Source organism: Lysinibacillus sphaericus (assembly GCF_015844675.1).
Lineage (GTDB): Bacteria > Bacillota > Bacilli > Bacillales_A > Planococcaceae > Lysinibacillus > Lysinibacillus sphaericus_E.
In genome coordinates this window covers 1-26,983 of the sequence record NZ_LDGC01000074.1, presented here as the reverse complement: position 1 = coordinate 26,983, position 26,983 = coordinate 1, and the positions used below count along the sequence as shown (strand labels likewise).

General features: G+C 37.0%; 31 protein-coding genes. 19 read left to right on the top strand and 12 right to left on the bottom strand.

Annotated features, from left to right (window positions below; all coding sequences use genetic code 11):
* Positions 1–55 precede the first annotated feature (55 nt).
* The 3 genes from ABE34_RS18795 to ABE34_RS18785 are packed head-to-tail and all read right to left on the bottom strand — an operon-like array spanning position 56 to position 1,519.
* Positions 56–568, bottom strand: coding sequence for a GNAT family N-acetyltransferase (locus ABE34_RS18795; protein WP_197143984.1), 513 nt, complete (start codon positions 566–568; stop codon positions 56–58).
* A 55-nt stretch (positions 569–623) separates the two neighbouring features.
* The gene (locus ABE34_RS18790) at positions 624–1,061 is read right to left on the bottom strand and encodes a DUF3021 domain-containing protein (protein WP_197143983.1); all 438 of its coding nucleotides are present in this window, start codon (positions 1,059–1,061) and stop codon (positions 624–626) included.
* A gap of 5 nt (positions 1,062–1,066) precedes the next feature.
* Positions 1,067–1,519, bottom strand: a complete 453-nt coding sequence (locus ABE34_RS18785; protein ID WP_346655587.1) for a LytTR family DNA-binding domain-containing protein — start codon at positions 1,517–1,519, stop codon at positions 1,067–1,069.
* A 243-nt stretch (positions 1,520–1,762) separates the two neighbouring features.
* Between ABE34_RS18785 and ABE34_RS18780 the strand changes: the two genes are divergently transcribed.
* The 5 genes from ABE34_RS18780 to ABE34_RS18760 all read left to right on the top strand — a co-directional run bounded on the left by ABE34_RS18780 (position 1,763) and on the right by ABE34_RS18760 (position 6,868).
* A complete protein-coding gene (locus ABE34_RS18780) occupies positions 1,763–2,380 on the top strand; it encodes a CPBP family intramembrane glutamic endopeptidase (protein WP_197143982.1) in 618 nt (205 codons plus the stop codon).
* 288 nt (positions 2,381–2,668) lie between these two features.
* A complete protein-coding gene (locus ABE34_RS18775; RefSeq protein ID WP_079560654.1) occupies positions 2,669–2,902 on the top strand; it encodes a DUF896 domain-containing protein in 234 nt (77 codons plus the stop codon).
* A 126-nt stretch (positions 2,903–3,028) separates the two neighbouring features.
* The gene (tkt, locus tag ABE34_RS18770) at positions 3,029–5,023 is read left to right on the top strand and encodes a transketolase (RefSeq protein WP_197143981.1); all 1,995 of its coding nucleotides are present in this window, start codon (positions 3,029–3,031) and stop codon (positions 5,021–5,023) included.
* A gap of 181 nt (positions 5,024–5,204) precedes the next feature.
* On the top strand, positions 5,205–6,191 hold the full coding sequence (locus ABE34_RS18765) for a serine hydrolase domain-containing protein (protein WP_197143980.1): 987 nt from the start codon (positions 5,205–5,207) through the stop codon (positions 6,189–6,191).
* A gap of 17 nt (positions 6,192–6,208) precedes the next feature.
* Positions 6,209–6,868, top strand: coding sequence for an HAD family hydrolase (locus ABE34_RS18760; RefSeq protein ID WP_197143979.1), 660 nt, complete (start codon positions 6,209–6,211; stop codon positions 6,866–6,868).
* Positions 6,869–6,920: 52 nt separating this feature from the next.
* On the opposite strand, the gene ABE34_RS18755 is transcribed toward ABE34_RS18760, so the two are convergent.
* The 5 genes from ABE34_RS18755 to ABE34_RS18735 all read right to left on the bottom strand — a co-directional run bounded on the left by ABE34_RS18755 (position 6,921) and on the right by ABE34_RS18735 (position 10,365).
* Positions 6,921–7,553, bottom strand: a complete 633-nt coding sequence (locus ABE34_RS18755; RefSeq protein ID WP_197143978.1) for a response regulator transcription factor — start codon at positions 7,551–7,553, stop codon at positions 6,921–6,923.
* Complete coding sequence (locus ABE34_RS18750; protein WP_197143977.1) at positions 7,528–8,565, bottom strand: sensor histidine kinase; 1,038 nt, start codon at positions 8,563–8,565, stop codon at positions 7,528–7,530. Before ABE34_RS18750 ends, ABE34_RS18755 begins: the two co-directional genes overlap by 26 nt.
* Complete coding sequence (gene liaF, locus ABE34_RS18745) at positions 8,562–9,254, bottom strand: cell wall-active antibiotics response protein LiaF (protein WP_346655586.1); 693 nt, start codon at positions 9,252–9,254, stop codon at positions 8,562–8,564. Before liaF ends, ABE34_RS18750 begins: the two co-directional genes overlap by 4 nt.
* Before the next feature lie 103 nt (positions 9,255–9,357).
* Positions 9,358–9,996 (bottom strand): PspA/IM30 family protein, encoded by a 639-nt coding sequence (locus ABE34_RS18740; RefSeq protein ID WP_197143975.1) that lies wholly within the window; start codon positions 9,994–9,996, stop codon positions 9,358–9,360.
* A gap of 15 nt (positions 9,997–10,011) precedes the next feature.
* Positions 10,012–10,365: an ABC transporter permease gene (locus tag ABE34_RS18735; protein WP_197143974.1), complete on the bottom strand. Its 354-nt coding sequence runs from the start codon at positions 10,363–10,365 to the stop codon at positions 10,012–10,014.
* 273 nt (positions 10,366–10,638) lie between these two features.
* Here ABE34_RS18735 and sirA point away from each other — a divergent pair, with 273 nt between their 5' ends.
* The 3 genes from sirA (at position 10,639) to ABE34_RS18720 (ending at position 12,042) form a co-directional block, all read left to right on the top strand.
* Entirely contained in the window at positions 10,639–11,064 is a 426-nt protein-coding gene (gene sirA / locus ABE34_RS18730) for a sporulation inhibitor of replication protein SirA (protein ID WP_053483154.1), read from the top strand.
* Positions 11,065–11,166: 102 nt separating this feature from the next.
* Positions 11,167–11,385 carry a YneF family protein gene (locus ABE34_RS18725; protein WP_049668607.1) on the top strand — a complete coding sequence of 73 codons (219 nt, stop codon included), beginning with the start codon at positions 11,167–11,169 and terminating at the stop codon, positions 11,383–11,385.
* A 153-nt stretch (positions 11,386–11,538) separates the two neighbouring features.
* Complete coding sequence (locus ABE34_RS18720; RefSeq protein WP_197143973.1) at positions 11,539–12,042, top strand: S-ribosylhomocysteine lyase; 504 nt, start codon at positions 11,539–11,541, stop codon at positions 12,040–12,042.
* Positions 12,043–12,099: 57 nt separating this feature from the next.
* On the opposite strand, the gene ABE34_RS18715 is transcribed toward ABE34_RS18720, so the two are convergent.
* Positions 12,100–13,071 carry an alpha/beta hydrolase gene (locus ABE34_RS18715; protein ID WP_197143972.1) on the bottom strand — a complete coding sequence of 324 codons (972 nt, stop codon included), beginning with the start codon at positions 13,069–13,071 and terminating at the stop codon, positions 12,100–12,102.
* Between the two features lie 256 nt (positions 13,072–13,327).
* Between ABE34_RS18715 and ABE34_RS18710 the strand changes: the two genes are divergently transcribed.
* The 3 genes from ABE34_RS18710 (at position 13,328) to ABE34_RS18700 (ending at position 15,844) form a co-directional block, all read left to right on the top strand.
* Positions 13,328–14,512 (top strand): acetyl-CoA C-acetyltransferase, encoded by a 1,185-nt coding sequence (locus ABE34_RS18710; protein WP_197143971.1) that lies wholly within the window; start codon positions 13,328–13,330, stop codon positions 14,510–14,512.
* A 23-nt stretch (positions 14,513–14,535) separates the two neighbouring features.
* Entirely contained in the window at positions 14,536–14,802 is a 267-nt protein-coding gene (locus ABE34_RS18705; protein WP_197143970.1) for a YqkE family protein, read from the top strand.
* 538 nt (positions 14,803–15,340) lie between these two features.
* Positions 15,341–15,844, top strand: coding sequence for a GNAT family N-acetyltransferase (locus tag ABE34_RS18700; protein ID WP_197143969.1), 504 nt, complete (start codon positions 15,341–15,343; stop codon positions 15,842–15,844).
* A gap of 27 nt (positions 15,845–15,871) precedes the next feature.
* Here ABE34_RS18700 and ABE34_RS18695 read toward each other — a convergent pair whose 3' ends face one another.
* The gene (locus tag ABE34_RS18695) at positions 15,872–16,342 is read right to left on the bottom strand and encodes a VanZ family protein (protein WP_197143968.1); all 471 of its coding nucleotides are present in this window, start codon (positions 16,340–16,342) and stop codon (positions 15,872–15,874) included.
* Positions 16,339–17,238 carry an aldo/keto reductase gene (locus ABE34_RS18690; protein WP_197143967.1) on the bottom strand — a complete coding sequence of 300 codons (900 nt, stop codon included), beginning with the start codon at positions 17,236–17,238 and terminating at the stop codon, positions 16,339–16,341. Before ABE34_RS18690 ends, ABE34_RS18695 begins: the two co-directional genes overlap by 4 nt.
* 76 nt (positions 17,239–17,314) lie before the next feature.
* Here ABE34_RS18690 and ABE34_RS18685 point away from each other — a divergent pair, with 76 nt between their 5' ends.
* The 3 genes from ABE34_RS18685 to ABE34_RS18675 all read left to right on the top strand — a co-directional run bounded on the left by ABE34_RS18685 (position 17,315) and on the right by ABE34_RS18675 (position 19,203).
* On the top strand, positions 17,315–17,851 hold the full coding sequence (locus ABE34_RS18685) for an NUDIX domain-containing protein (RefSeq protein ID WP_197143966.1): 537 nt from the start codon (positions 17,315–17,317) through the stop codon (positions 17,849–17,851).
* Positions 17,852–17,924: 73 nt separating this feature from the next.
* Positions 17,925–18,437 (top strand): hypothetical protein, encoded by a 513-nt coding sequence (locus ABE34_RS18680; protein ID WP_241747230.1) that lies wholly within the window; start codon positions 17,925–17,927, stop codon positions 18,435–18,437.
* Positions 18,438–18,738: 301 nt separating this feature from the next.
* Positions 18,739–19,203, top strand: a complete 465-nt coding sequence (locus tag ABE34_RS18675; protein ID WP_132363163.1) for a Fur family transcriptional regulator — start codon at positions 18,739–18,741, stop codon at positions 19,201–19,203.
* A gap of 44 nt (positions 19,204–19,247) precedes the next feature.
* Here ABE34_RS18675 and ABE34_RS18670 read toward each other — a convergent pair whose 3' ends face one another.
* Positions 19,248–20,711: a TcaA 3rd/4th domain-containing protein gene (locus ABE34_RS18670; RefSeq protein WP_197143964.1), complete on the bottom strand. Its 1,464-nt coding sequence runs from the start codon at positions 20,709–20,711 to the stop codon at positions 19,248–19,250.
* Positions 20,712–20,849: 138 nt separating this feature from the next.
* On the opposite strand from ABE34_RS18670, the gene ABE34_RS18665 reads away from it, so the two are divergent.
* From ABE34_RS18665 to ABE34_RS18645, 5 genes are all read left to right on the top strand, one after another.
* Positions 20,850–21,272, top strand: coding sequence for a zinc ribbon domain-containing protein (locus tag ABE34_RS18665; RefSeq protein ID WP_197229946.1), 423 nt, complete (start codon positions 20,850–20,852; stop codon positions 21,270–21,272).
* Positions 21,272–22,855: a zinc ribbon domain-containing protein gene (locus ABE34_RS18660; RefSeq protein ID WP_197143962.1), complete on the top strand. Its 1,584-nt coding sequence runs from the start codon at positions 21,272–21,274 to the stop codon at positions 22,853–22,855. The genes ABE34_RS18665 and ABE34_RS18660 overlap by 1 nt, the downstream gene beginning before the upstream one ends.
* 113 nt (positions 22,856–22,968) lie before the next feature.
* On the top strand, positions 22,969–23,871 hold the full coding sequence (gene xerD / locus ABE34_RS18655; protein WP_079560699.1) for a site-specific tyrosine recombinase XerD: 903 nt from the start codon (positions 22,969–22,971) through the stop codon (positions 23,869–23,871).
* Positions 23,872–23,946: 75 nt separating this feature from the next.
* Complete coding sequence (gene deoB, locus ABE34_RS18650; protein ID WP_197143961.1) at positions 23,947–25,128, top strand: phosphopentomutase; 1,182 nt, start codon at positions 23,947–23,949, stop codon at positions 25,126–25,128.
* A 14-nt stretch (positions 25,129–25,142) separates the two neighbouring features.
* Complete coding sequence (locus ABE34_RS18645; RefSeq protein ID WP_197143960.1) at positions 25,143–26,393, top strand: thymidine phosphorylase; 1,251 nt, start codon at positions 25,143–25,145, stop codon at positions 26,391–26,393.
* Positions 26,394–26,983 lie beyond the last annotated feature (590 nt).

Here is a 26,983-nt window from a genome sequence, read left to right as displayed (position 1 = left end):
TCTCCCATCTATTTTAAAACGAAAATTTAGAACAACACAATAGTGAAAGTATATCTTATACCCACTCTTCATCTAAGACAGCATAGTAGTATTCATCCCACCACTCATCATTGTGTGGTATACATTTTTTAAAATAACCCTCGCGTTTCATGCCGATTTTCTCCATCACTTTATAGGATGGGATATTTTCCGGCTGGCAAGTTGCAATAATTCTATGCAGTTTCATTTCTTTAAATCCATAGTCCAGTACAGCTTTTGCCGCTTCAGATGCGTATCCATTGTTGTAATAGCTCGGATTCAATACCCAGCCAATTTCGTACGTATGATCACCAAAGTATTGATGGAAAACAATATGACCAATAACCATATTTTCACTTAGTAAAATAATAGGGAAGTGTTTTGCTTTTTCACCACTATTTTCTGAAACAAACTTTTTTGCTTGCCCCTCATTAAAAACGCCCTCTGGAATATACTTCATCACAGTTGGATTTGAAGTATATTCATAGACAGCTTGCCAATCTTGAACTTCGAATTCTCTTATTAATAGTCTGTTTGTTTTGATAAACATTTCATTTTCCCCCTGTAATGAAATTTCACATTAGTTTCTTCTCTTAATAAAAAAATTATAGGATATTATTTTTATTTATTAGCTCATCAATCTTTTTATTCATTTTTTTTACTTCAGATTGGTTATATAAATAAAATAACAGCCAAATAAGAGTAAAGAGCAATACACTAAAAAATAGCATTAACATAGTTATTGCTAGAGATGATGTTGGAAGCCAATTTAAAGATAGCGCAACAACAATAAAAGTACCTATAGAAATTGCAAAATGGATAGCTGTTTGTAGTAAAAACGTAAATCGTTCTACTTGATAAATATCGGATGGTAATACACAAGCTAGCCCCACGATAATTGAACCTAAGGCCTGATGTATAAAATCAGCCGTAATAGCTTCTAAAAAAATATTTCCAAAAATCCAAGAACCAAAAAGATTAATCAAAACAAAGACTGTACACCCCATACTTACACCAAACGCTACATTTTTTAAAAAATGCATATATCTTAAACCCCCAAACGCTTTTTAAATTGTTTTCGATAATTACGAGAAATAATTTCTTTGATTCCTAGAACTAGCTCAATTTCCATTGTTCCATTAAATGAAGCTTCGATATTTTTAACTTTTGCTAGATTTATAATTGCAGATTTAGAAATCCGAATAAAATTATTCCCTAATTGTCGCTCTAATTCATATAAAGGTTTATTTAAAATGAGACGATTATCAGCTTCATCATATAAAGCTAATTCTCTTCCTTCCGTTCGAATAACAATTATTGAAATTGGATCAATGATATATGTTTTATTATTTGCTATTCCTGTTAAAAATTGTTCTTCTTGCTCTTGTTGCAATAAAGAAATAGCAGCTTGTATCGTAGGCGTAAGTTTTGCTGTACAAATTGTTACATGCGGCTCTTCATACTCTGAATCTATTTTTACCTCTATTTTCAGCTTGATCACCTCTTAAAAAAATTATAGCATATCCAGCATTTAGGGAAATGCAGGTCATACTTTGAAAAAGGCATCTTAGACAATCATAACAACATGTTACTCCGAACGTATTGTTGGCAAATATTTAGTTCGTTATATTGAGTTCAGATAAGATGTACATCAAACGAAATAGAGGTCTAAATAAAATTAGAACATGAATTTTTCGAAGAAATGAGTATTCGGCTAGTTCATGATTAGGAGGCTAGGGCTATTATGAATGAATTGACTACTTCAAGTGAAAGAAATAAAACTAGTTGGATCTTAATAAGTATTTCAACGATGCTTACAACTAGTATCATTTTTTGGTATTTTAATAATCCAGAAGGTTTTATAGAAAATGGAATTGGCTTTAGGGCAGAAGTATTTTCAAATATTTTTATTTGGATTTTTTCGCTTTTTATCATATCAGGATACATTGCTTATACAATTATTGCCTTACCTTTCGTAAAAGCACATTTATTTACAATTTCTTGGCTTAAAGTAATTGGAATATGGGCTGCAATTGTAACAGGGATAGTAGAAGAAGTTGTTTTTAGACATTTACTTATGGAATACTTATTAACTATTGGATTTTCAGACGTGACACAAATACTAATTTCAGGGATACTCTTTGGAATAGCTCACGGTGTATGGGTACTTTTGAAAGGGGATTGGAAGTTTGCGGTACCTGCAATTTTAAGTACCACTATTTTAGGAAGTCTTCTTGCGATGCTTTATATTATGGCTGGAAGAAGTACCTTTGCACCAATCCTCGCTCATATTTTTATTAACATGTTTATAGAACCATGGCTAATGTTATCTGCTGTTTCTGGAAAATGGGATAATAAATAAAGAACAAATTGATTATGTATATATATTTTTGAAACGTGTAGCCATGATAGTATGTTAGGCTATTGCAGTCTTACTAAATGTCCTAAATCTCACTTTTTATAAGTGGATGTTTTTTATTTCCTGGTAATCGAGTATTGAATGGGGTATCAAAAATTCGTTTTTCCCTACACTATATTTGTTAAAGAATAAACGGATACTTGAAAGGCTGGTATTACTGCATTTTCAGGGAATACATGCTATACTTTGCATACCATATTCATTAAGATATGTATTGAAAGGTGTGTAATTATGTTATCAAAAGAAAAAATTAACCGAATCAATGAACTTTCTGCTAAGTCTAAAAATGGTACTTTAACAGAGGCAGAAGCTAAAGAACGAACAGCGCTTCGTAAGGAATATCTAGATACATTTAGAGCAACGATGCGTGATACAATTGAAAACGTAAAAGTGGTAGATGCTGAAGGAAATGATGTAACACCAGAAAAAGTTAAACAAGCGAAAAAAAATAAATTTCTAAATTAATGTGTCACATTTCTATAAAGTATGTAATAAAACGCAAATAGTATAACAAAAATATTGTTTTCTGAAGCAATGTTGACTAAACTGTATAAGAACAATATATAGGACGAGAAAGGATGTCACAAAATAATGACTCAACATGCGGATCAACTAGCGATTAATGCTATCCGAACTTTGTCAATCGATGCAATTGAAAAAGCAAACTCAGGTCACCCAGGTTTACCGATGGGGGCAGCGCCAATGGCTTATACGCTTTGGACAAAACAACTTCGCCATAATCCGGCTAATCCAAAATGGTATAACCGCGATCGTTTTGTACTTTCTGCAGGTCATGGCTCTATGCTTCTATACAGCCTACTTCACCTTGGGGGCTACGGCTTACCAATGGAAGAAATACAAAACTTCCGTCAATGGGATTCATTAACTCCAGGACATCCTGAATATGGTCATACTGTAGGGGTAGAGGCAACAACAGGTCCTCTAGGTCAAGGTATTGCTATGACAGTTGGTATGGCAATGGCTGAACGCCATTTAGCCGCTACTTACAATAAACCAGGACATGACATCGTGGATCACTATACATTTGCACTTTGTGGCGATGGCGATTTAATGGAAGGTGTAGCAGCTGAAGCTATCTCTTTAGCAGGTCACTTAAAACTTGAAAAGTTAATCGTTTTATACGATTCAAACGATATTTCTTTAGATGGTGATTTAGAAAAATCATTCTCAGAAAATGTTCAAAAGCGTTTTGAATCTTATGGCTGGAACTATTTAAAAGTTGCTGATGGTACAGATGTTGAAGCAATTAACGCAGCTATCGAAGAAGCTAAAAAATCAACTGGCAAGCCAACACTTATCGAAGTGAAAACTGTTATCGGTTTTGGTTCACCAAACAAATCAGGTAAAGCTGCTTCTCACGGTGCACCACTTGGTCAAGATGAGGTCGTTTTAACAAAAGCGGCTTACGAATGGGCGCACGAGCCATTCCAAATTCCTGCTGAAGCCTATGATACATTTGCAGCAGCTGCTGAAGTTCAAGGAGCACAACCTGAAGAAGCTTGGAATGCTAAGTTTGAAGCATATAAACAAGAGTTCCCAGAATTAGCTGCTCAATTTGAGAACGCAATGAATGGTCAATTACCGGAAGATTTCGCTTCAGAATTACCAGTTTATGAAGCAGGTAAATCAGTAGCAACTCGTTCTTCTTCTGGAGATGCGATCAATGCAATTGCGAAGAAAACACCATCATTCTTCGGTGGTTCAGCTGACCTTGCTGGCTCAAACAAAACTACGATGAAAGACGCTGGAGATTTCTCTGCAGATGATTATGCTGGCCGTAATATTTGGTTCGGTGTACGTGAATTTGCAATGGGTGCTGCCATGAACGGTATGGCACTTCACGGTGGCGTTAACGTATTTGGTGGTACATTCTTCGTATTCTCTGATTATGTTCGTCCAGCTGTACGTCTTTCTGCATTAATGGGTCTTCCTGTTACTTATGTATTTACACATGACTCAATTGCTGTAGGGGAAGATGGTCCAACGCATGAACCAATCGAACACCTTGCATCTTTACGTGCAATGCCTAATCTATCTGTTGTTCGTCCAGCTGATGCAAATGAATCAGCAGTTGCATGGGAGCTTGCAGTAGCATCTGAAAAAACACCAACTGTTTTAGTATTATCTCGTCAAAACTTACCTGTTCTTGACGCATCTATTGATACAGTACGTGAAGGTGTTACAAAAGGTGCTTATACAGTGTCTCCTGCTACAAAAGAAGTGGCAGATGCTATTTTAATTGCAACAGGCTCTGAGGTTTCACTTGCAGTTGAAGCACAAAAAGCACTAAAAGCTGAAGGCATGGATGTGGCAGTAGTTTCAATGCCATCTATGGATCGCTTCGAAAAACAAGACGCAGCTTACAAAGAATCTGTTCTTCCAAAAGCTGTAACAAAACGTCTTGCAATTGAAATGGGCGCATCATTCGGCTGGCATAAATACACTGGTTTTGAAGGAGACGTTCTTGCAATTGACAAGTTCGGCGCTTCTGCACCAGGTGAATTAGTAATGGAAAAATATGGATTCACAGTAGAAAATGTTGTAGCGAAGGTTAAAGCTCTATAATTTATTAAAACCGCAATACTCAGTGAGGATTAAATCTCCACTGAGTGTTGCGGTTTTTTACGCGTTAAAAGGTTTCTGATTGATAGATATAAACTTTTATAGTATTATTTACCATTTGATATATAATAATAGTATTAATTTTTAAATATTTTAGTGGTGTTCGCAAAAGGGGTATTTTTAAATGAAGCTACAAAATATAGTTACACAAGTAAAGGGAACTTTCTCAGAATTAGATTGTACAGGTGGCGGAGTGATTATTTATAAACATGGTCAAACTGTACTAGAAGAATATTTTGGTGTACAAGGGCGACAAAAAGACGAGAAGATGGTAGGTCCACATACTCTTTTTCATCTTGCTTCAGTTCGCAAAACTTTTGTAGGATTTGCTGTAGCATATGCGATTTATCATAACTATATTGCCTCAATAGATGATAAATTAAGAGATTATTTAAAAGATGAAAAAGTCTTTACAGATGTGTCGATTAGACATCTTCTAACACATACTCACGGTTTGCGTCTACAAAATGAAAAAGTAATGAAAGAATTTAAAGCAGGATATAACTGGGCATATCGAGATATCAATGTAGAACTACTTGTCAAAGTTATTTTTAAGGTCACTGGAAAAACTATTGCAGAAATTGTAGATGAGCAAATATTTCAGAGGTTGTCTTTTACTGAGACAAATTGGTTTAGTGAAAAAGGGGAACAACATGTAGAAGTAATACATAATGATAGTCCATTTTGGTATAAAAGCGATGTATGTGATGGCAGCAAAATGAATATGTATAGCTCTTTAAGAGAGCTAGCTAAGTGGGGACAAGTGCTTCTTGATAAAGGGAGAATGGATGGAAAACAAATGATACCTGAAGAAATCATACAGCTAATGACGACAATTCAATCTCCTAATTCTAAACCAAAGAATCTACCAACTAATGGTTTTTTCTGGTTTGTTCAGCCTCAACAAAGAGAGGGGAATACAGAGTTAAGCCCAATATTGCCACAAGGAAGCTTTCAACTACTTGGTTACACAAGTGTTGCTATATTGGTTATTCCAAATAAAAATATTGTGGCAGTTCGTGGATTTAATAGCTTTGGTTCACCTAAAGGTTTTGATTACAAAAAGGATATTCATGATTTTGGTTCAACAGTGTATCAATCAATTCTTTAATAAAAGGAGAGCTAGGTATGAAAAAGTATAGCGTTGTTTTATTTGATTTAGACGGCACACTATCTGATCCTAAAGTAGGGATAACGAAATCTGTTCAATACGCTTTACAAAAAATTGGTATAGTTGAAGAAAACTTAAATAAACTTGAAACGTTTATTGGGCCACCTTTACAAGTATCATTTCGAGAAATATATGGATTGGATGATGTTCGAATACAGCAAGCGATTGCCTATTACCGTGAACGTTTTATCCAAATCGGCCTGTATGAGAATAATTTGTATGAAAATATATTTTCATTATTAGAGTATTTACAGAAAGAGGGATATCAGTTAGCAATAGCTACATCTAAGCCAACCGTATTTGCAGAACAGATTTTACAATATTTCAATATTGAACATTTTTTTGAACTTGTCGCAGGTAGTAATTTAGATGGCACACGTTCAGCAAAAGGGGAAGTCATCACATTTGCACGCGAACATTTTAATGAAGCGAATAACGATCAATTTATTATGATTGGAGATCGTAAATACGATATTGTAGGGGCACACGAAAATCAAATGGATTCGATCGGTGTTACTTATGGCTATGGCTCACTTGACGAATTAACGGATGCACAAGCAACATACATAGTTGAAAATGTAAACGAGCTTCAAGAATTTTTTAATAGATTAAATTGAAAAATACGAAACTGCATTGATAAATATGCAGTTTCGTATTTTTTTGAAAAACTTATTTTGCAAGCCCGTTTTGAAAAGCGTAGACAACGGCTTGTGTGCGATCTTGAACATCAAGCTTCGCTAAAATATTGCTAACATGTGTTTTCACAGTCTTTAAAGCAATGTATAAGTCATCGGCGATTTCCTGATTTGCTTTACCTTTAGCCATGAGCAATAATACTTCCATTTCACGATCGGTAAGCTGCTCATACAGTGGGGTACTAGAGCCGTGGCGCATGCGATGCATCATTTTTGATGTTACTTCTGGCTCTAGAACGGTTTCACCGCCCATTGTTTTACGAATGGCATCGGCGATTTGCTTCGCATTTGATGTTTTTAAAATATAGCTGACTGCACCAGCCTCTAATGCAGGATAGACTTTATCATCATCTAAAAAACTTGTCACCATCATAATTTTTGCTTCTGGCCATGCAGCTAAAATCTCAGCTGTCGCCTCAGCTCCTGTCATGACTGGCATCACATTGTCCATTAAAATAATGTCTGGACGCAAGGCGAGAGCACGTTCCACTGCCTCTTTACCATTTTCAGCTTCACCTACAACGGTGATATCTGGTTGTGCTGACAAATAGGCAGATACACCGATACGAACCATCTCATGGTCATCCACTATTAACACTTGAATCATTCACTTCAACCTCCTTTTGTAAAGGGGTTTTCACCTCTACAATTGTTCCTTCACCAGGTACTGACACAATTTTGTAAGTACAGCCTATCTCCACAGCGCGTTCAGCGATATTTTGCAGTCCATAAGAAGTAGATTTATCGGCTTCGACATCAAAGCCGAGGCCATTGTCCTGAATACGTAAAATTGCTAAGTCATCGCGTGCAACGAGCAATAATTCAACTTCGCTCGCTTTGGCATGACGTAGTGTATTCGATAACGCCTCCTGTGCAATACGGAATAAATGATCCTCTTCCGCTTTGGATAACGACATTTCCTCAAGTTCATATTCAATATGAAAAAATACCTTTTGCTGTAGCTCAATTATTAGTTCCTCAAGACCTTGTGCCAGCGTTTTATTATGCAGAGCAACAGGGCGTAAGTGTAATAATAATGCACGCATTTCCAGCTGTGCCTGTTGCACAATTTTTTCGACTTGCTTTAAGCTCGTAGCATTTTCATCGGTTTCAGTTAAGGCGGAAAGCAACATCGAAGCTGCAAATAATTGCTGTGATACTGAATCATGGAGCTCACGAGCGAGACGTTGACGCTCAGCAATAATTCGCTCTTGAATAATTTTATCATTAGCTTCTGCACGTTCATTGGATAAGCGCTGTAAGCTTTTTCGTTGCGTATCAATTAACTCACTTGTTTGAACTAAAGCTTTCTTCAAAGGTTTTGGTAAAGGTTGTTTTTTAGGTAAGGCAAAATCAGGTTCAACTAACTGTTTCACGATACGGGTCGCCTGAGCTTCTCTAGCACGGGCAGTCATACTAATCCAGCTAGCAATCAGTAAACTAAGTGCAAAAAGAATGACGACAATAAAACCACCGAGTGGGATATTATTATAATTCTGTTGCCATAAGGGCTCCCATGTTTTCTCGTTTGGTTCACCCCAAACAACGACAAGAAGACCGAATGCAGCACTCATTAATATAAAAAGTAGGGTAAATATTCTTGAGATAAAGGCAATCATTTACGTAGCACCTCCAAGTCCCCAAGCCATGTTGCAACATGTATAACAAGGGTACGCTTTGCATCCTCAGGGTTTCCATCTGAGAAACTTACACTTTCATTGAGTATACGTTGTGGCCCAACATGTAGGCACTTTAATTCACCAAACAATGTTGTGTAGTGTAAGCGGAATGGAATTTCATATGGGATATAAATTTGTACCTTACCAATGCCTTGTCGAATCGTAATAATACTTGTGCCGGTAGGTAAAATTGTTTGTGTTGTGTCAATCGTAATGTCGCCTGCAAGTCGTTGTATTTGGACATCTTGCCATTTATAAGCTTCTACTGGTGCCGGCAATGTACCGAATAAATCACTTTTTGTAGCGGGAAGCTTTTCGAAAAGCTCCGCACCAACAACTTTGGCCGTATTTTCTCTTTGTAAGTATTGATAGAGCATATATAAAAGAATAATGACGATAAATAAGCGTAAACTCCACATCGTAAAGAGTGCAATCGAGATAAAGAAAATTCCCGTCCATTTAAAGAAACGATTTTTTTTCGAGAAACTTAAATAAAGAAGTCCTACTCCAATCAATAGACAAAAGGCGCCGCCGTTATTAAAAATTGTGAGCTCAACAAAAACGAGTAAAAAGAAGCATAGTACCCAAAAAGTGAGCTTATTAGTTGTGAAATTTTGCAAGAGGGTCACCCTTCTTTCTACTAAGAGTATAAGAGAGGGAATGGGTCCCTCTATTTCAAAACGTGAAAGAATGCGCCTCTAAATACGGCGCATTTCTTTTTATTATAACATGTTATTTATTTTCAATTAGCAGTGGTGCGTTATCTTCTGCGGCATTTTTTTCAAGCTGTGCAAGACGAGTTTCGAAAGATGTTACTTCATGATCTTTGTCGATTTGGTAAGCAAGCTTATCGATGTATGATTCTAAATCTTCAAAGTTGGTCTTATTGTTTTTAGCAATCATTCCGTCCATTTGATGGTGAGCGCGTGTGACGTTTTCTTTGCCCATAAGCTGTAATTGACGCACTTTCATATCTTTAATTTTGTGTTTCATCGTTTCAAATTTGCGTTCAAGCTCGAAGTATTCACGTGTGCTTGCTTCAATACTAGTTTGTAATATATTGTTACGTGCTGTGTAAGCAGCTACTTCATCAGTAGCAAAATCGATTAAATCTTGCTCACCGCTAGTAGTCGCTAATTTAAGTTGAGCTTCACGTTTAGCTAGTAAATCTGCATTTTGCTTAAATTCCTGCTCTAGTTTTTCCTTTAATTGACCTTGACGCTCTAATAATTTTCCAGTTTGCTCTGTTTGTTTTTCTGCTTCACGAATGTATTGGTTTAACATAGCAATTGGATTTTTTTGTTCTTTCTTATCAAATAAATGATGCAAGTCTGCCTCTATTGTATATTTAAAACGTTGAAATAAGTTCATGTAAATTCGCTCCTTTTATTTTGTTAAGTTAGACCATTCTTTTTCAAAGTTTGTAAACGGATCTCCTTCTTTAGCTTCAATTGTTGGGATTTTTACATCTTCGTTGTTCCATTTTTTATAGATAACGTAGATGACAGCGATTGCTGCTAAACCAATCATTGCAGGAATATTAGATATTGCTGATAGAACACCTATCAGACCTACTGTAACCCATAAAATTTTGCCGAATGACGATTTACTCGCAGTGTAGAAGTGCATACCGAGTGCTACAAACAATCCTGAAAATAGTAGCCCTGCAAGCGGTCCAGTTAAAGCAAGTGCAACACATCCTGCGATAAAGCCTCCTATTAGTAGAAAAAATTTTCTCATATGTTTTAGCTCCTTTCGTTGATACCTTTATATTACCTATTAGCGCGCTTTGCTAAAACGGACTAGAAATTGATTTAACTCTAGGTCTTGAGGCTGAGAGTATTCTAAGTAGTATAAAAAAGCGAAAATGCAATTAGCCATAATGTAATTAATAGAACTGAAAGTAGAATGTTTTCGACAAAAATAGAAGATGAATGCCTCCTTCTTTTGACAAATTAAAGAGTTTGGATGAGCTATACTTATGAAAAAGAAATGAGCGAAGGAGGATTTCTAGTGAGAACCTATTCCATATATAAAATAAAAGAAGAGCATTTAACGTTTATTTTTGGCAGAGAGCGTAAGTTATTAGAGATGATGCAAGGCTGTGAAGACGCTAACGAGAAATCCTTAAAAGAACTTGCATATATATGTGAAACCGTTCGCTTCGATGAGATAGCTACGATGCTAGAGGCGCAACTAGATTCCAAGTATGCACATTTAGAGAGAGCTCGTAATGCATTATTTTTAGAACATCCTATAAAAGGAAAAATGGCTATTTATTTAGTGGAACGCAAAATTTGTGTCTATTGTGAGGGTTCACGGATGCTTGATTTGGATTTATTCCAAATGCTTGCAAAGATGAGTGAACGCTTTATAGCATTTAATAAACAAGATAATGAGTGTGGGTGGCTAAAGCCAATGAAGTATACAATGCATTAGGAAATTTCACTACAATATATAGTAACACGCTAATATTTGGTGTATAATGGAGCGTGGAGAGTTTTTTTCTCGGTATATATTGTAGTGGAGGAGGTTGGTTGTATGCCTACATGGGGCTGGATTATTATTGTAATTATCGCATTAGCAGCGGGCGCAGCACTTGGGTTCTTTTTAGCTCGTCAAGCTATGATGAAATATTTAAAAGAAAACCCACCGATTAACGAGCAAATGATTCGTATGATGATGGCGCAGATGGGTCGTACGCCGTCTGAAAAGCAAGTACGCCAAATGATGTCACAAATGAATAAATTCCAAAAATAATTGGAATTTTTAAAAAGCAACTAGTCCAAGCCTGGGCCAGTTGCTTTTTTAGTTTTTTCAGTGGTAAGTAAAACCTTCGGATAATATCGATTTTTGTGAATTGTATAAATAATTTGTAAAAAAACATATAATTCTATCGGAAAACTCGTTATAATGGAAATATTCTATTTAAAGGAGTTGTGTGTATTGCAGAAAGAAAAAACAAATGTTGAAAGCTTTGATTTAGATCATACGAAAGTAAAAGCGCCATATGTACGTTTAGCAGGTGTTAAAACGGGAAAAAATGGCGATGAAGTGTACAAATATGATATTCGACTTAAACAGCCTAATAAAGAGCATATGCAAATGCCTGCATTACATTCCTTAGAGCATTTATCGGCAGACATGATCCGCAATTACTCTGATCATATTGTTGATTTCAGTCCAATGGGATGCCAAACGGGCTTTTATGTATCACTAATCAATCACAATGATTACGAAGATTTATTGAATATTTTAGAAAAAACATTTACAGATGTAACAAAGGCCACTGCAGTTCCGGCGTGCAATGAAGTGCAATGCGGCTGGGCCGCTAGCCATAGTCTAGAGGGTGCACAAGCGTTAGCTAAAGAATTTTTAGCAAAACGCGATGAATGGCATATCGTTTTTGCAGAATAAAATGAAAGGCAGAAAAGTTGTTAAATCAACATTTCTGCCTTTTTTTCGTAGCTTCTCTCAAAAATGAAATGGAATGACATTGGACGAAGATGAATCACGATTTATTTTTTGGTAGATGAAGTTTTCTAAAAAATCATGGATTAAATCCTCATATTCAGCCATATTTTCATTAAAGGATTGTGCATGAGCACCATTATCAAATAGCTGTAGCTTCTTAGGCCCAGTTTTTTTATTGTATAAATCCAGTGACATGGAAGCTGGAATAAATGTGTCAGGAATACTATGGATAAAGAGTACTGGCTTTTCAATATTTGTCACAGCTTCAGAAGGGGTCACGCTTTTAAAGGAATAACCGTCTCGCAAGCGGACGAAGAAATCGGCAAAACGAATAGGAATAATCGAACCGTATTTAAATTCGGTTTTCGCAATTTGTTTTAACAGCATTGAAAAATCTGAGAACGCACAATCAGAAATATAGAAATCCGCACCGTCCTCTACAGTTCCTGCATATAGGAGCATTGTTGCGGCACCCATCGATTCACCATGAATACCAAGAAGAGCGTCTTCACCAATCATTGCCTGGACAGTTTTGACAACTGCGTCAAGGTCATTTTTTTCATAATAGCCGTAGCTAGTCGTTTTCCCACCAGTTTCCCCATGCCTACGATGGTCAAAAATAACGGAATTGTAACCAAGCCGTTCAAAAAGTCGAGCGTATTTGACGGAGTTAATTTTATTTTCCGTTACGCCATGGCAAATAATGATGGTATTGTTTGTTTCCAATGGCTGAAACATAATACCGCGAATCGTATAGCCATTTGGAGAGTCAATATTCAATTCACATTTTAAATTTTTATTGTACCAAGCTTCGTCAAAACGTTTTGCAGTCGTTTCACGTTCACGAACAAATTCAGGATCCTTTTGCTTAATAAACATTAATTTATTGGAGAGCGCGAAGCCAAACAGACCTGTTGCTGCTGCGGCAAGCGTCGTCGTTATACCTGAAAATAAAAGCATTTTCTTTTTCATTATTAACACCTCCACGTCCTGTTTCTTTTGTTGTCTAGGCATACTAACGACATCTTTCGTATGTATGCACTTTGCTTAATTGTAATGTTCCCAACTGAGATTGTTTAAAACACGTCAACATTTTACAATATCTTTGGCAAAACTGCGATTATTTCTATTATCGAAAATCGTCAAAATATTTGTTAAAATAGATATATCTGCTAGTAGCATATGCATGCAGTGTTCATTTTTGAACGGGGAAAAGGGGAGAATGTTTATGACAAATGAGGTAGTAATAGTAAGTTCAGTACGTACAGCTATTGGTTCATTCCAAGGAACATTAAAGGACGTACCAGCGACAAAATTAGGGAGCATAGTTATTAAAGAAGCATTAGCACGTGCTGGTGTTGCAGGTGAAAAAGTTGACGAGGTCATTATGGGGAATGTCTTATCAGCTGGGCTTGGACAAAATCCAGCTCGTCAAGCAGCAATTGCAGCAGGTTTACCACATGAAGTATCTGCATTAACGATTAATAAAGTTTGTGGCTCAGGACTAAAAGCTGTTCACTTAGCGACGCAAGCCATTCTAGCAGGGGATGCGGATATTGTCGTTGCAGGTGGCTTTGAAAATATGAGCCAAGCACCGTATGTATTAAAAAATGCACGAGAAGGCTTCCGCATGGGGGATCAAAAAGTAGTCGATACGATGATTCATGACGGATTATGGTGTGCCTTTAATGACTACCATATGGGCGTTACAGCTGAAAATTTATGTGATGTCTATGAGATTTCACGTGAGGAACAAGACGCCTTTGCAGCACGTTCACAACAGCGTGCAGAAGCGGCAATTACAGCAGGAAAGTTTAACGATGAAATCATAGCGGTTGAAATTCCTCAGCGCAAGGGGGATCCTATTGTTTTTGATAAGGATGAATTCCCGCGTCAAGGCGTTACAGCTGAGTCTCTATCTAAACTACGTCCTGCCTTTAAAAAGGATGGTTCTGTGACAGCTGCAAATGCATCCGGCATTAACGATGGCGCAGCGGCAGTCGTTGTCATGTCGAAAGAAAAAGCAGAAGAGCTAGGCATTCGACCAATGGCACTAATTACAGCGAATGCAAGCGCAGGTGTTGACCCAGCTATTATGGGAACAGGTCCAGTAACGGCAGTAAAGAAAGCATTAGCAAAGGCTGATGTGACATTAGATAATATAGATTTAATTGAAGCGAATGAAGCTTTTGCAGCTCAATCGATTGCTGTAGATCGCGAACTAGGCTTTAATCATGATAAACTAAATGTGAACGGGGGAGCAATTGCCCTTGGTCATCCAATTGGTGCAAGTGGAGCACGTATTTTAGTAACGCTTTTACATGAGATGGAAAAGCGTGATGCAAAAACAGGTCTCGCAACACTATGTATCGGTGGTGGGCAAGGCGTAGCAACAATTGTCAAGCGCCCTTGAAGTGAATAAGAAGGTGAAATGCAATGGGAAAAAAACGAAAACAGCAGCAACGCGTGGATAGTAGCATAACAGCTAGTCTACCAAAGCAGGAGGCAGTGACATTAGCCGATCAGCTAGGCGGTGACGTGCTAGCCAAATTAAAAGCTGCAAAGCAAGATTTAACAGTTAAAGAACAAGCCGCTGAAGAAGAGCGCCAAGCAAAGCTAGCCTTTGAACGCAAGCAACGCGAAAAAAACAAATCGTTTGAAGAACTTCTAAACGAATACGGCGATAAAGGCTCGAAATTTTAAATTTAAAACAGTGAATCCGAATGTATGCGGGTTCGCTGTTTTTATGTTTTATCGGAACAATACTGATTTCTTTGCTAGAAAGAGCTTGTTTTTCGATAAAAGCCCAAAAAGTTTCGATAAAATGAGATTTTGTTTCGATAAAAGCTCAAATAGTTTCGATAAAGAGCGATTTTGTTTCGATAAATCCCGGATGTGATGATCTGTAAATTTTTAAGTACACGAGCGAAAATTTTATTGTACGATCTCGATTAGGAGAATTTATTACTTCTTAATAGATAAATTATAATTTCTCTATTATTGCTTTACTGATAAAATTAAGAATAATCACTTAAAAGTTGGATATTTCGTTTTATAAGCAAATTGCCGTGTAATATGTTGATTGTAGTGGAGGCTGAATAAAAGCGCCCAGCCGGAACGGAAATCAAGTCCACTCAATGGTGATTAGATCAAAATTTATTTGAAAAATAAAAAACGGGGGACGCTGCCAATACATATATCTCTTAATAGTTTTAGATAAATCTAAGATAGGAGAGAAAAAATGATTGAATTAAGCACGAAAAGATTAAGAGTAATCCCATTAAACGCAAAGTATTTAGAATTACTAATTAATGAAGAAAAAACATTGGAAATAGAATTGTCAGTGAGTAGTAATGAAGTTTTTCTTGATGAAGAACTAAGACAAGCTTTGAAGTTTAGACTATCAAAAGTATTAGAAGATGAAGAAGATTATATTTGGTATACGAATTGGGTAATCGTATCGAAAGAAAAAAACTGTATCGTTGGTGGCATTATGCTAAAAGGTCTACCGAATGAGCTAGGTGAAGTCGTAATCGGATATTATACATTTCCACAGTATCAGGGAAATGGCTACATGACAGATACTGTTAGGTTGATGAAAGATTGGTTACTCAGTCAATCTAATGTTAAGTATGTGATTGCTGACACTGATAAAAATAATATTGCCTCCCATAAAGTATTACAAAAAGCAGGTGCAATGTTATATTCAGAATCTGAAGAACTATATTTCTGGAGATTCGTATAACATCATACTAAAAGACAAAGGGTGCTTTTAACGCGCCCTTTGCCTTTTAAAAATCTTCCTCACAAGCACTACAATCCCAACAAATACAATTGCTCCAGCGGTATCCAAAATAACATCCTGTCCGCTCATCGTGCGTCCGGGTGTGAAGCTTTGACGTAGCTCATCAAGCGTTGCAATAAGAGCTGTCCCGGCAATAGCGACTCCTGCGGCGAATCGACGTTTTCCCCATGCAAAGTAAATGCCAAGTGCGATGCAGCCGAATCCAGCAAAATGCGTGAATTTCCGAATTAAAAATTCTACAAACTTAAAGTAACCACGCTCTTCAACGGAAACAACTGTATCCCAATATGGAATTTTTAAAATAGATAATTGCTTTTCAAACGGCTTATTTACTAATATCTGCTCCAACTCAGGAATAATAGACTGTTGCTCATAGGTCATACTGGAGGAAATCGCAAGTACTACTAAAAATATAATTAAGATAAGCCATTTTTTCATCGGTGATCCATATATTGTTCGGCTTTCGTTAGCTCTTTGATAGCTTTAAAATCTAATATCGAATCAATTTTTTCATAGGCAGCTAGTGTTTGTGCCAGCTGTTCTTGTGAGCTTGCACCAATTACTGTTGAGGCGATAGTAGATTCCTTTAGATTAAAAGCGATTGCTAGTGCGTGTAAATCGTTATAATGTGATGATAAGCCTGTCAATGCAGCAGTTAATTCGTCCTTTGTGTAAGTGTTAAAGCCATTGACACGCTGTAAACGTTCTTTCCAACTATCCGTTAGTAAACCCTTTGCAACAGTCCCACGCGTTACAACAGAAGCCCCTTCATTTGCGATAAAGTCGAGCCATTCCTCTGGACGACGATCTAAAGCACTATATTGCATCATGACACTTTTTGCAGAGCTTGCTGGTAAAAAACGCTTTAGTACATTTGGTCGAATAGAGGAAATACCATATTCTCGAATTAATCCATCCTTTTTTAAATCTTCAAAAGTGTCGATAATTCCATCCCAATCGTCCCCTATAGTACCGCCATGTAACTGGTAAACATCAATATAGTCAGTACCTAGGCGTTTTAAGCTAGCATATAGAGCCTCCTTTATATAGGACGGAGATGCATCCCAATGCCACCCTTCTACACCTTCTGTCCATCGATTACCCACTTTCGTCGCGACTATAACATCTTGACGACGCTTTCCTAAAATAGCGCCGATCATTTCTTCATTTGCCCCAAAATCATATAAATCGGCTGTATCGATGTAATTAATGCCTGCATCTAATGCCATATCAACGATTTCAGCAGCCTTTATCTTATCTGTCGAAAGAGACATGCCTCCTAAACTAATCTCTGAAATAAACAATTCACTTGAGCCAAGCTGTCTTTTTTTCATACCAATGCCCTCCTTCGATTTCTCTACTTGTAATGGTACAATGAACGTATCTGAAGAACAAGCGAGGTTATAGTCAATGAAAAAGTTTGAAGAAAAAACGACAAAGACTACACCCATTTATGACGGGAAAATTGTGAAACTACAAGTTGACGATGTCACTTTACCGAATGGTAATGTTGCAAAAAGAGAAATTATTAAACATCCTGGTGCAGTGGCAGTTATTGCTGTTACCGATGAAGGAAAGTTAGTACTAGTGGAGCAATTTCGCAAAGCTTTAGAACGTTCAATTGTTGAAATTCCAGCTGGTAAGCTTGAACCTGGTGAGGAGCCGATTGTGACGGCTCGACGTGAGCTGGAGGAAGAAACAGGTTACGGTGCACAAAGCTTAACGTATTTACAAGCGTTTGCAACATCCCCGGGCTTCGCAGATGAGATCATCCATCTATTTGTAGCAAAAGATTTATATAAAATTGAAAACAAAGCAAATCTAGATGAGGATGAGTTTGTCGAATTAGTAGAAGTTTCGTTGGAAGAGGCGGGGCAAATGGTTGCAGATGAGCGTATATACGATGCTAAGACAGCGTTTGCAGTACTTTGGCTTGCAGCACAATAAGATAATAATCTTTTGCATAATAGAAGCGGACGAGCATAAGCTGTACAAACCTTGATAGAAAAGGAGCATGTTTATGTCTCGTACGGTGTCTATATTTTATCACGCATCCATTATTGCGGTGAGTTTCGTTTGTGGCGTTATCTTATTTCATATTATTGGTGGGCCGAATGCGGAGCCTTTTATTTCATTTATAGAGCCTCGTTTAATAGATGGGGACAGGCATTCTCTATTTCGTTTAGTGTTACCTGTTGCTGTTTCAATCGCTCTTATACTATTGCTTGCAACACACAGTCTCCTGAAGGTTTTAGTACGTGTTACAGTGGCGATACGTGCAACCTTTTTTGGCTTTAGCTCGGTTTTTTTATTACAAAAACTTGAAGCTTTCTGGGTTTATACGATTTGGTGGTTTCCATTTCAGCTCATCTATTGTATATTGTTGCTAGTCCTATGTAATTTACTTGTACCAGCTTGGTCAAAAAGAAAAATCGGAAAAATGATACATGGTCGGACAATTTTGTTGAATTTTTTTGCATTTTTCATCATAATAGTGGCTGAGTTTATTGTTATTTCTTATGTAATTAACTAATAGATACAATTCACGGGAATTTACCCTTTTTTAGCGGGTGTCCTAAAACCTGTACCTATCGCTACGCTTTCGGTACAAAAGACATTTGCTGAAACAGAGGAACACAGTTTAAGAACGCCACGACCTGTGGTGACGACTGAGTGACCAACATAACGTTGGCCCAAAGCCTCCGGGCGCAATTATGCCGAGGCATAATTGATCGTCAGGTAAAAACATACAAAAGCAAATTCGAAATCTACTCACTACCTTGTAATAGGATTTATTCCTTTGGTATAATGGGAAGAGTTTAGGGGGGCGTCACATGGAGAGCCGAATAGATCGTATAAAAAAACAGTTGCATAGTGCTAGTTATAAGCTGACGCCGCAGCGAGAAGCAACAGTTGCTGTACTGCTTGAGCACGAGGAAGACCATCTAAGTGCAGAAGATGTTTACCTTTTAGTAAAAGAAAAAGCACCAGAAATTGGTCTAGCGACTGTCTATAGAACGTTAGAGTTACTAACTGAGCTCAAAATTGTCGACAAAATCAACTTTGGCGATGGCGTTTCGCGCTATGATTTACGCCAAGAGGGAGCTGCGCATTTCCACCATCATCTTGTTTGTATCGAATGTGGTGCGGTTGATGAAATTCAGGAAGATTTACTTGAAGACGTGGAAGCCGTTGTTGAAAAACGTTGGAATTTTATTATAAAGGACCACCGATTAACTTTCCACGGCATTTGCTGGCGCTGTCATGATAAAAACGACGAAGTATCAGAAGAAAAGTAAAAAAAATGTCCCAAAAAGTTTTATGACTTTTTGGGACGTTTTTTTTAATCTGAAATTTTAGTTTTAATAACTTTTGAACGGTCTTGGATGTCTGTAATCAGTAATCTATTATTTGATAGTTTCATTGTGTAACGTTTTTCGCGCTGGTATGACCAAGTACCATCTTCTGTTAGGTAAAAATCAAATATTTCCGTCGAATCAAGAATGATGGTGGATGGATCCGTAGCATATACCTTGTCAATCATATTAGACTTGAAATCATAGGAATAGTAATCAAATGTGTTATGATCCGTTACGAATTTACTGTAATCTCTTCGTATTTGTGTACCCTCTAAAAAATAATCCTGAACATAACTAAAATCAGCATTATCTAAAGCGTACTTGTAGTTATTACGAAAATCATAGAAGAGGGAGCGAGCCACGTCTTCATATTCAGAAAGGAAAGCTTGCAATGCTTGTTGATTTGCTTTTTTTTCAGCTTCAGCTCTTTGTTTAGTCTGTATAGAGCCAAATTGAAGATGATGTTGCGGATTATTTAATGTTATTATTTCGGATTTCTCTTCTTGACCATCTTGTCCTTTTTTAACAGCATGTACTTTAACAGAATCGTCTAGTTTTGCCGTGAAAAGCTTAACATCTTGTGCTTTTTTTCCCGTACTTTTTCCGTTGATAAATACAATTGCATCTTCAATATCAGATGTAAGATGTACTTGATAATCTGCAAGATCTATTGAAAGCATCTTTTTGTTCTCTTCATTATTAGAAATTATTAGCTGATCTTTAATTTCATTTTGAAAATATTCATCTTTTAACGCTAAACTATAAGTGTAAATTCCAGGGGCGAACTTACCAATTTTTTCTGTTTCATCAGATAAATCAGTAGAAACCAATTCTCCTAATTTAAATTTTGTGTCAAGTTTAACAGGACTAATAGTATGTACACTTAATTCAATTGGTTGAATATCAAATGTATATTTTTTGTAAAATATTAAGAAATTGTTTTCTTTTATCGTAATTAGTTTCGAATCATCCTTATTTGTTACAGGTTCGGTATATCCTTTTTCCATAAATTCATTCAAATTTTCCTCTAACACAGGATTAATATTTTTTGTCCAATTTTGATCCTTCATATAGTTATAAAATGCTTTACTATCAATGATTGTATCTTCAGGAAATCGGAATGATTGGGCGAATTTTTCATAATTTTCATCAGAAAAATAATTGTTCAGATCAGCTAGCTGTTTTTTAGGATCTATCTGGCTCTTAATAATAAAATGCCCACCGATTAGCAATGCTAGTATAGCGAAAATACTACTAATGATAACCTTTTTTGCTGTGCTCATAGGTTCTTTTTTGTTGGATGTTTCAGAGAAATAGGTTTGTTGTTTTGGGATGTTTTCTACAATTTCTGATTCCTCAGAACGAGTAGGTGAGAGTTTAGTACCGCATTCTAAACAAAATTTCTCATTCGATATTACTTGTTTTCCACAACTCTGACATTCGCGCATTATAAAACTCCTTTTTTGTAAATATAATATAAATATACCATTTAAAATGGAAGAATAAAGAATAACTTATTGAAAAAATAATAAAAAATGGATACTATTAGGGAGGGTAATGATAGAAATAGTGAAGGAAGTGTATATATGATTGATATGAAAGATATAAGTACAATGGAGTTGAAGGATTTAAAAAATGGCTTGAAATTGGCGAAAGATAAGCGAATGGAACTGATTGTTAAATTAGGAGAATTGGTTCATTTACAATTATTAAATCAAAAACTCAATCATGATGATTTGTCAGAAATCTCATTAGGAATTGCGTCGCAAGATCGCTTAATCTACCGATATGGTAAGCAGATAACACATATAAATGCGGCATCACAACAGTGTTCAAAATGCATGCAACAACTAGGCGAGAATGCAAAGTTTTGCGGGAATTGTGGTACATTGAATCCTACTTATATTGATCCAAATACTGTGTATAAATCATGCCAAAGCTGTTCTGAAGAAATACATGAATCTGCTCTATTTTGTCCATGCTGTGGTATGAAACAGGGGGCGCTATAATGACTTGTAGGCATTGTCATGAGCAACACCCTAATTATTTTACATATTGCCCTAAGACAAATGGAGTTATTGAGAAAGAGCCATTTAAACATACATATACAACAAATGATTTTTGCTTATCTTGTGGCACAAAAAACGAAGAATCAGGCTCGTTTTGTAGTCAATGTGGTGAGATAACTATTAAAAGAGTTGAGCAAAAAACGACATTCAATAAAGTAATAAGCGAAACGTTAAAAAATGTGAATGTACCAAACATGGGGAATATAAAAGGTCAAGAATTAAAGACTGCTTCAAAGGAAAAAGTGAATTTCTTTAAAAATAACCCATTATTTTTTGTTCCTATTGTTGTGTCCATTTTATTAATATTTATGTTTACATTCTTTGCGAAAAATAGCTTACTGGATGTAGTAACGGCTGATTTAGATCATGAACAATCAGCGATCGTTAAAGCAATTATGAGTGACCCTTCAGAGCTAGAGGATAAGATATATAAGGAGTCTGGTATTAAACTAAGTATACCTAAAATACTCTCACTTCCAAGCTTAGTGACAGTGGTTCATAATGTTAAAGCAGAATGGAATGTTGTTTTAGATACAGGTTTTACTAATAATAATTCTTTGCATATATCTATGGACAATGTGTTATTTGGGCTAATGTTCATTCCCTTTGTTGCTTTAGCAATAGGTGGTGTTATTTACGGTATTCTGGCACGGAAAAATAATTGGCCTTTATATCAAGGGATTGTTTATTCAACAATTGTGTATGTTATTGTGATGTTAGTTATCTCTTTCATATCAAAATTCAGTACAAAACTTGGTCAAGTAGAAACTAAAGGGCTATTTATGATGGAGGCGTCAATGAATTATTCTGCTGTGGATATGATTCTCTCAGCGACTATTTTATCAATTGTAATATTTGGGTTTGCTGCAATTTTAACTTATTTTAATAAATCTATTTTAGAAAAATTGAGCTACCAAGTAAAATATGTGCAGTATGCTATGTTTTCTATAGCCATTACATTTATTGGGTTGCTTATTAATTTCTCAAACATTTATTTTAGTTTGGATAAAAAGGTTTTAGAATCAGAAACTGTTTCAGTTTTTAGCAGTATTTATATGGGTACTTGGAATTGGATATGTACATTTTTTTCAAAGCTGCATATGAATGCATCACTAGATGGTTTTTCAGAGAGCATCACTTACAGCCTTTTTGATAATGAAAAATCTGAAGTATACCAGTCTTATTTATATAATAGTTTATTTGAAGGAGAAAAATATTCGTTATTGCCATCATTTATTTTAGTACTAATCACGATCGTATTGATTAGTGCAGCTGGCTATGTATTATATATTGTCCATCGTATGAATTGGAAAGAATGTTTGATCTTTGCAGGTATGTTTACAGCGTTACAGTTAATGATTATTTATTTTGTGAATATCCAGCTCGATTTTGCAACTTCCGATGGTTTCATCCAGTTTTCATTTTCATTTGAAATCATTTTGACAGCTTTACTTGTTTTAATCGTCTCTTCTGCAAGTTTTGCCGCTGGTGGTTATTTGCGACAGTATCAATTAAAAAAATAAATGGACTACCTCTCTTACACGATGCGTGAAGGGAGGTTTTTTTTGTAGAGCAAGCATTTGGTTTATTGAACATGTTAATATGGAAGATAGTAGAATGTTAAGGGGGCGCTATGATGAATGAATTTCAATATGCAATAGAGGATTATATCCATTTTATCCAAGTAGAGCGACAATTATCTGATAATACATTAGCATCCTATCGCCGAGACTTAGAAAATTACGTGAATTTTTTGCGGGAAACGGAAGGGATGTCTGATTTTCGTAAAGTGGAAAGGACGACCATTTTGCGTCATTTAGAACAGTTGCGAATGCAAGGAAAGACAAGTCGTACTGTTGCCCGCCATATCTCCTCTATTCGTAGTTTTCACCAATTTTTACTTCGAGAAAAGCGAGCCGAAACAGATCCGACAGTTCATTTAGAAATGCCAATCATTGAGCAAAAGCTACCAAATGTCCTCTCGATTGAAGAAATTGAAGCTATATTAGCGTCACCAAATCGCAGCAAGCCACAGGGCATTCGGGATGTGGCAATGCTAGAACTATTATATGGGTCAGGGATGCGCATTAGTGAGCTAATTGCATTAGACTTAACTGATATTCACCTAACGATGGGCTTTGTGCGTGTTTTTGGTAAGGGAGGCAAGGAGCGAATCATTCCCCTTGGAAAAAGCGCGCTTTCTGCATTAAGTACTTATTTAGATGGCGCACGGAGTCAATTACAAGGAAAGTACCCAAAAACGGATGCTTTTTTTATTAATCAAAGAGGAAAACGTTTAACAAGGCAAGGTTGTTGGAAATTAATGAAGGAGCACGCTTTAAAAGCAGGCATCCAACATGAACTAACGCCACATACATTACGCCATTCCTTCGCAACACATTTAGTGGAGAACGGGGCGGATTTACGTGCAGTACAGGAGATGCTTGGGCATGCGGATATTTCCACAACGCAAATTTATACACATATTAGTAAATCCCGACTATCAGAGGTTTATAAGCAATTTCATCCACGTGCTTAAAATTAGTAGGAGGTCTGACCTTTATTTTTCGAGCTTTTTTGGTAAAATAGAGACATGAGAGTAGGAGGCAAAATTATGAATAAACCATTTAAGAAAATCCATGTAGTTGTATTGGACTCAGTTGGAATTGGCGAAGCTCCAGACGCAGCGAATTTTGGAGATGTAGGTTCACATACTCTTGGACATATCGCTGAAAAAATGAATGGGCTTACAATGCCACATATGGAGTCTTTCGGCTTAGCAAATATTGAACCATTACAAGGTATACAAGCTACTGACAAACCAAAAGCATTCTACGGAAAAATGCAAGAAGCATCTGTTGGTAAAGATACGATGACAGGTCACTGGGAAATCATGGGATTGAATATTGATAAACCGTTTAAGGTATATCCGGAAGGGTTCCCAGCTGAGCTTATTGCAGAGCTTGAAAAACGTACAGGCCGCAAAGTTCTTTGCAACCAACCTGCAAGCGGAACACAAGTAATCGAGGACTTTGGCAAGGAGCATATGGAGACTGGAGCGATTATTGTCTATACATCTGCTGACCCTGTTTTACAAATTGCTGCACATGAAGAAATTATTCCATTAGAGGAATTATATAAAATTTGTGAAATTGCTCGTGAGCTAACATTACAACCAGAATATTTAGTTGGTCGTGTTATTGCTCGTCCATTTATCGGCACACCAGGAAACTTCTCACGTACTTCTAATCGTCATGACTATGCGTTAAAACCATTTGGTCGTACAACGATGAATGTCTTACAAGATGCAGGTTTAGACGTTATCGCAATCGGGAAAATTTCTGATATTTTCAACGGTGAAGGCGTTACTGATGCAGTACGTACGAAAAATAATACGGATGGTATGGATAAATTTGCAGAGGTAGTACGTCGTGACTTCCAAGGTATAAGCTTCTTAAACTTAGTAGACTTTGATGCGAATTTTGGGCATCGTCGTGACCCTATAGGCTATGGTAACGCACTACAAGAATTTGATGCACGTTTACCAGAAATTACTGAGGCAATGACAGAAGATGATCTACTAATCATTACAGCGGACCACGGAAATGACCCAACATTCCCAGGGACAGACCATACACGTGAATATGTACCGTTAATTGTTTATTCACCACGCTTTAATGGTGGTAGTGAGTTAGCACTTCGTGAAACTTTTGCAGATATCGCAGCGACAGTTGCAGAAAACTTCAAAGTAGAAGCACCAAAGTTTGGTAAAAGCTTCTTAAATGATCTGAAGTAAGGGGGATAATAGATATGAATATGGCACAGCTGTTTGAAAAGAAAAAGCAAGGCAAAGAGCTTACACAAGCTGAAATACAGTATTTTGTAGAGGGTTACACTACTGGTGCAATTCCTGATTATCAAGCAAGTTCCCTACTAATGGCAATCCGTTTATTGGGCATGACATATGATGAAACATTTTATTTAACAAAAGCAATGATTGAATCTGGAGATGTTATTGATTTATCATCTATTGAAGGTTTTAAAATTGATAAGCATTCAACTGGCGGTGTAGGCGATAAAGTTACACTAATTGTCACTCCAATCATTGCTGCACTTGGTATTCCTGTTGCAAAATTCAGTGGTAAGGGTCTAGGCATTACAGGTGGGACAATCGATAAATTAGAATCGATTCGTGGCTTTAAAACAGAGCTTTCATCACAAGAATTTATCGACAATGTCAATAAACATAAAATTGCAGTTGCTGGTCAAACAGGCAACCTTGTACCAGCTGACAAAAAATTGTACGCGTTGCGAGATGTGACAGGTACTGTTGATTCAACTCCACTTATTGCCGCGTCTATCATGAGTAAGAAAATAGCAAGTGGTGCAGACGGCATTGTACTAGATGTTAAATGTGGCTCAGGTGCATTTATGAAAACAGAAGAAGAAGCACAAGTTTTAGCTGATACGATGACTGCAATCGGTGAAAAGCTAGGGCGTAAAGTAGTCGCGCATATTAGTGATATGGATAATCCACTAGGTAAAATGATTGGCAATAAGCTTGAAGTAGTAGAAGCAGTTGCTTTATTAAGTGGACGTATGGACGAAACGCACGAAGATCTGCTAGATGAATGTATTATTATCTCTTCGCTGATGTACCAAGTTGCAGCTGGAGTGAATGAAGCTGAAGCAACGGCAGCTGTTAAACGAGTATTAGAAGATGGTTCAGCCGCTGCAAAATTCGAGGAATTTATCGTAGCACAGGGCGGCGATTTAGCAGATATCTTACAAAAAGAAACAGCAAATAAAGTAGCTGTTAAAGCATCTGCTGAAGGTACTGTAGGGACGATTAACGCACTATTAATCGGAGAAGCTAGCGTTGGTCTTGGTGCAGGCCGATTAACGAAGGAATCAGAGCTTGATTATGATGCCGGTATTCAATTAATTGCCAAAAAAGGCGACCAAGTTCGTGCTGGCGAAACGATTGCTTATTTATATTCAAATGGTCAAATTGATGAAGAAACAATCGAAAAAGTACAGAAAGCTTATTCAATTGCATAAATACTACAAAGCGAGAATTCTCTTTAATAAAAGGGGATTCTCGCTTTTTTTGTTCTGAAAAGCGAAGGGGTGGAGCAGTTGAACGGAGAGTTAGAGCCGCGGGAAGAAGGGCTGAAGCGACGGGGAGAAGGGTCTGGGCGACGGGAAGAAGGTCTAGGTGAAGGAAAGAGGGCAGAGCGACGGAACGAAAGGCCAAAGCGACGGAAAGAAGAGCTAAAGCGACGGAAAGAAGTCAGAGCGACGGAAAGAAGAGTCAAAGCGACGGAAAGAAGAGTCAAAGCGACGGAAAAAAGAGTCGAAGCGATGGAAAGAAGAGCCAAAGCGACGGAAAGCAAAGCTAAAGCGACGGAACGAAGTCAGAGCGACGGAAAGAAGGGCCGAAGCGACGGAAAGCAAAGCTAAAGCGACGGAACGAAGTCAGAGCGACGGAAAGAAGAGCCAAAGCGACGGAAAAAAGAGTCGAAGCGACGGAAAGAAGTCAGAGCGACGGAAAGAAGTCAGAGCGACGGAAAGAAGAGCCAAAGCGATGGAAAGAAGAGCCAAAGCGACGGAAAGAAGAGCCAAAGCGACGGAAAGAAGGGCCGAAGCGA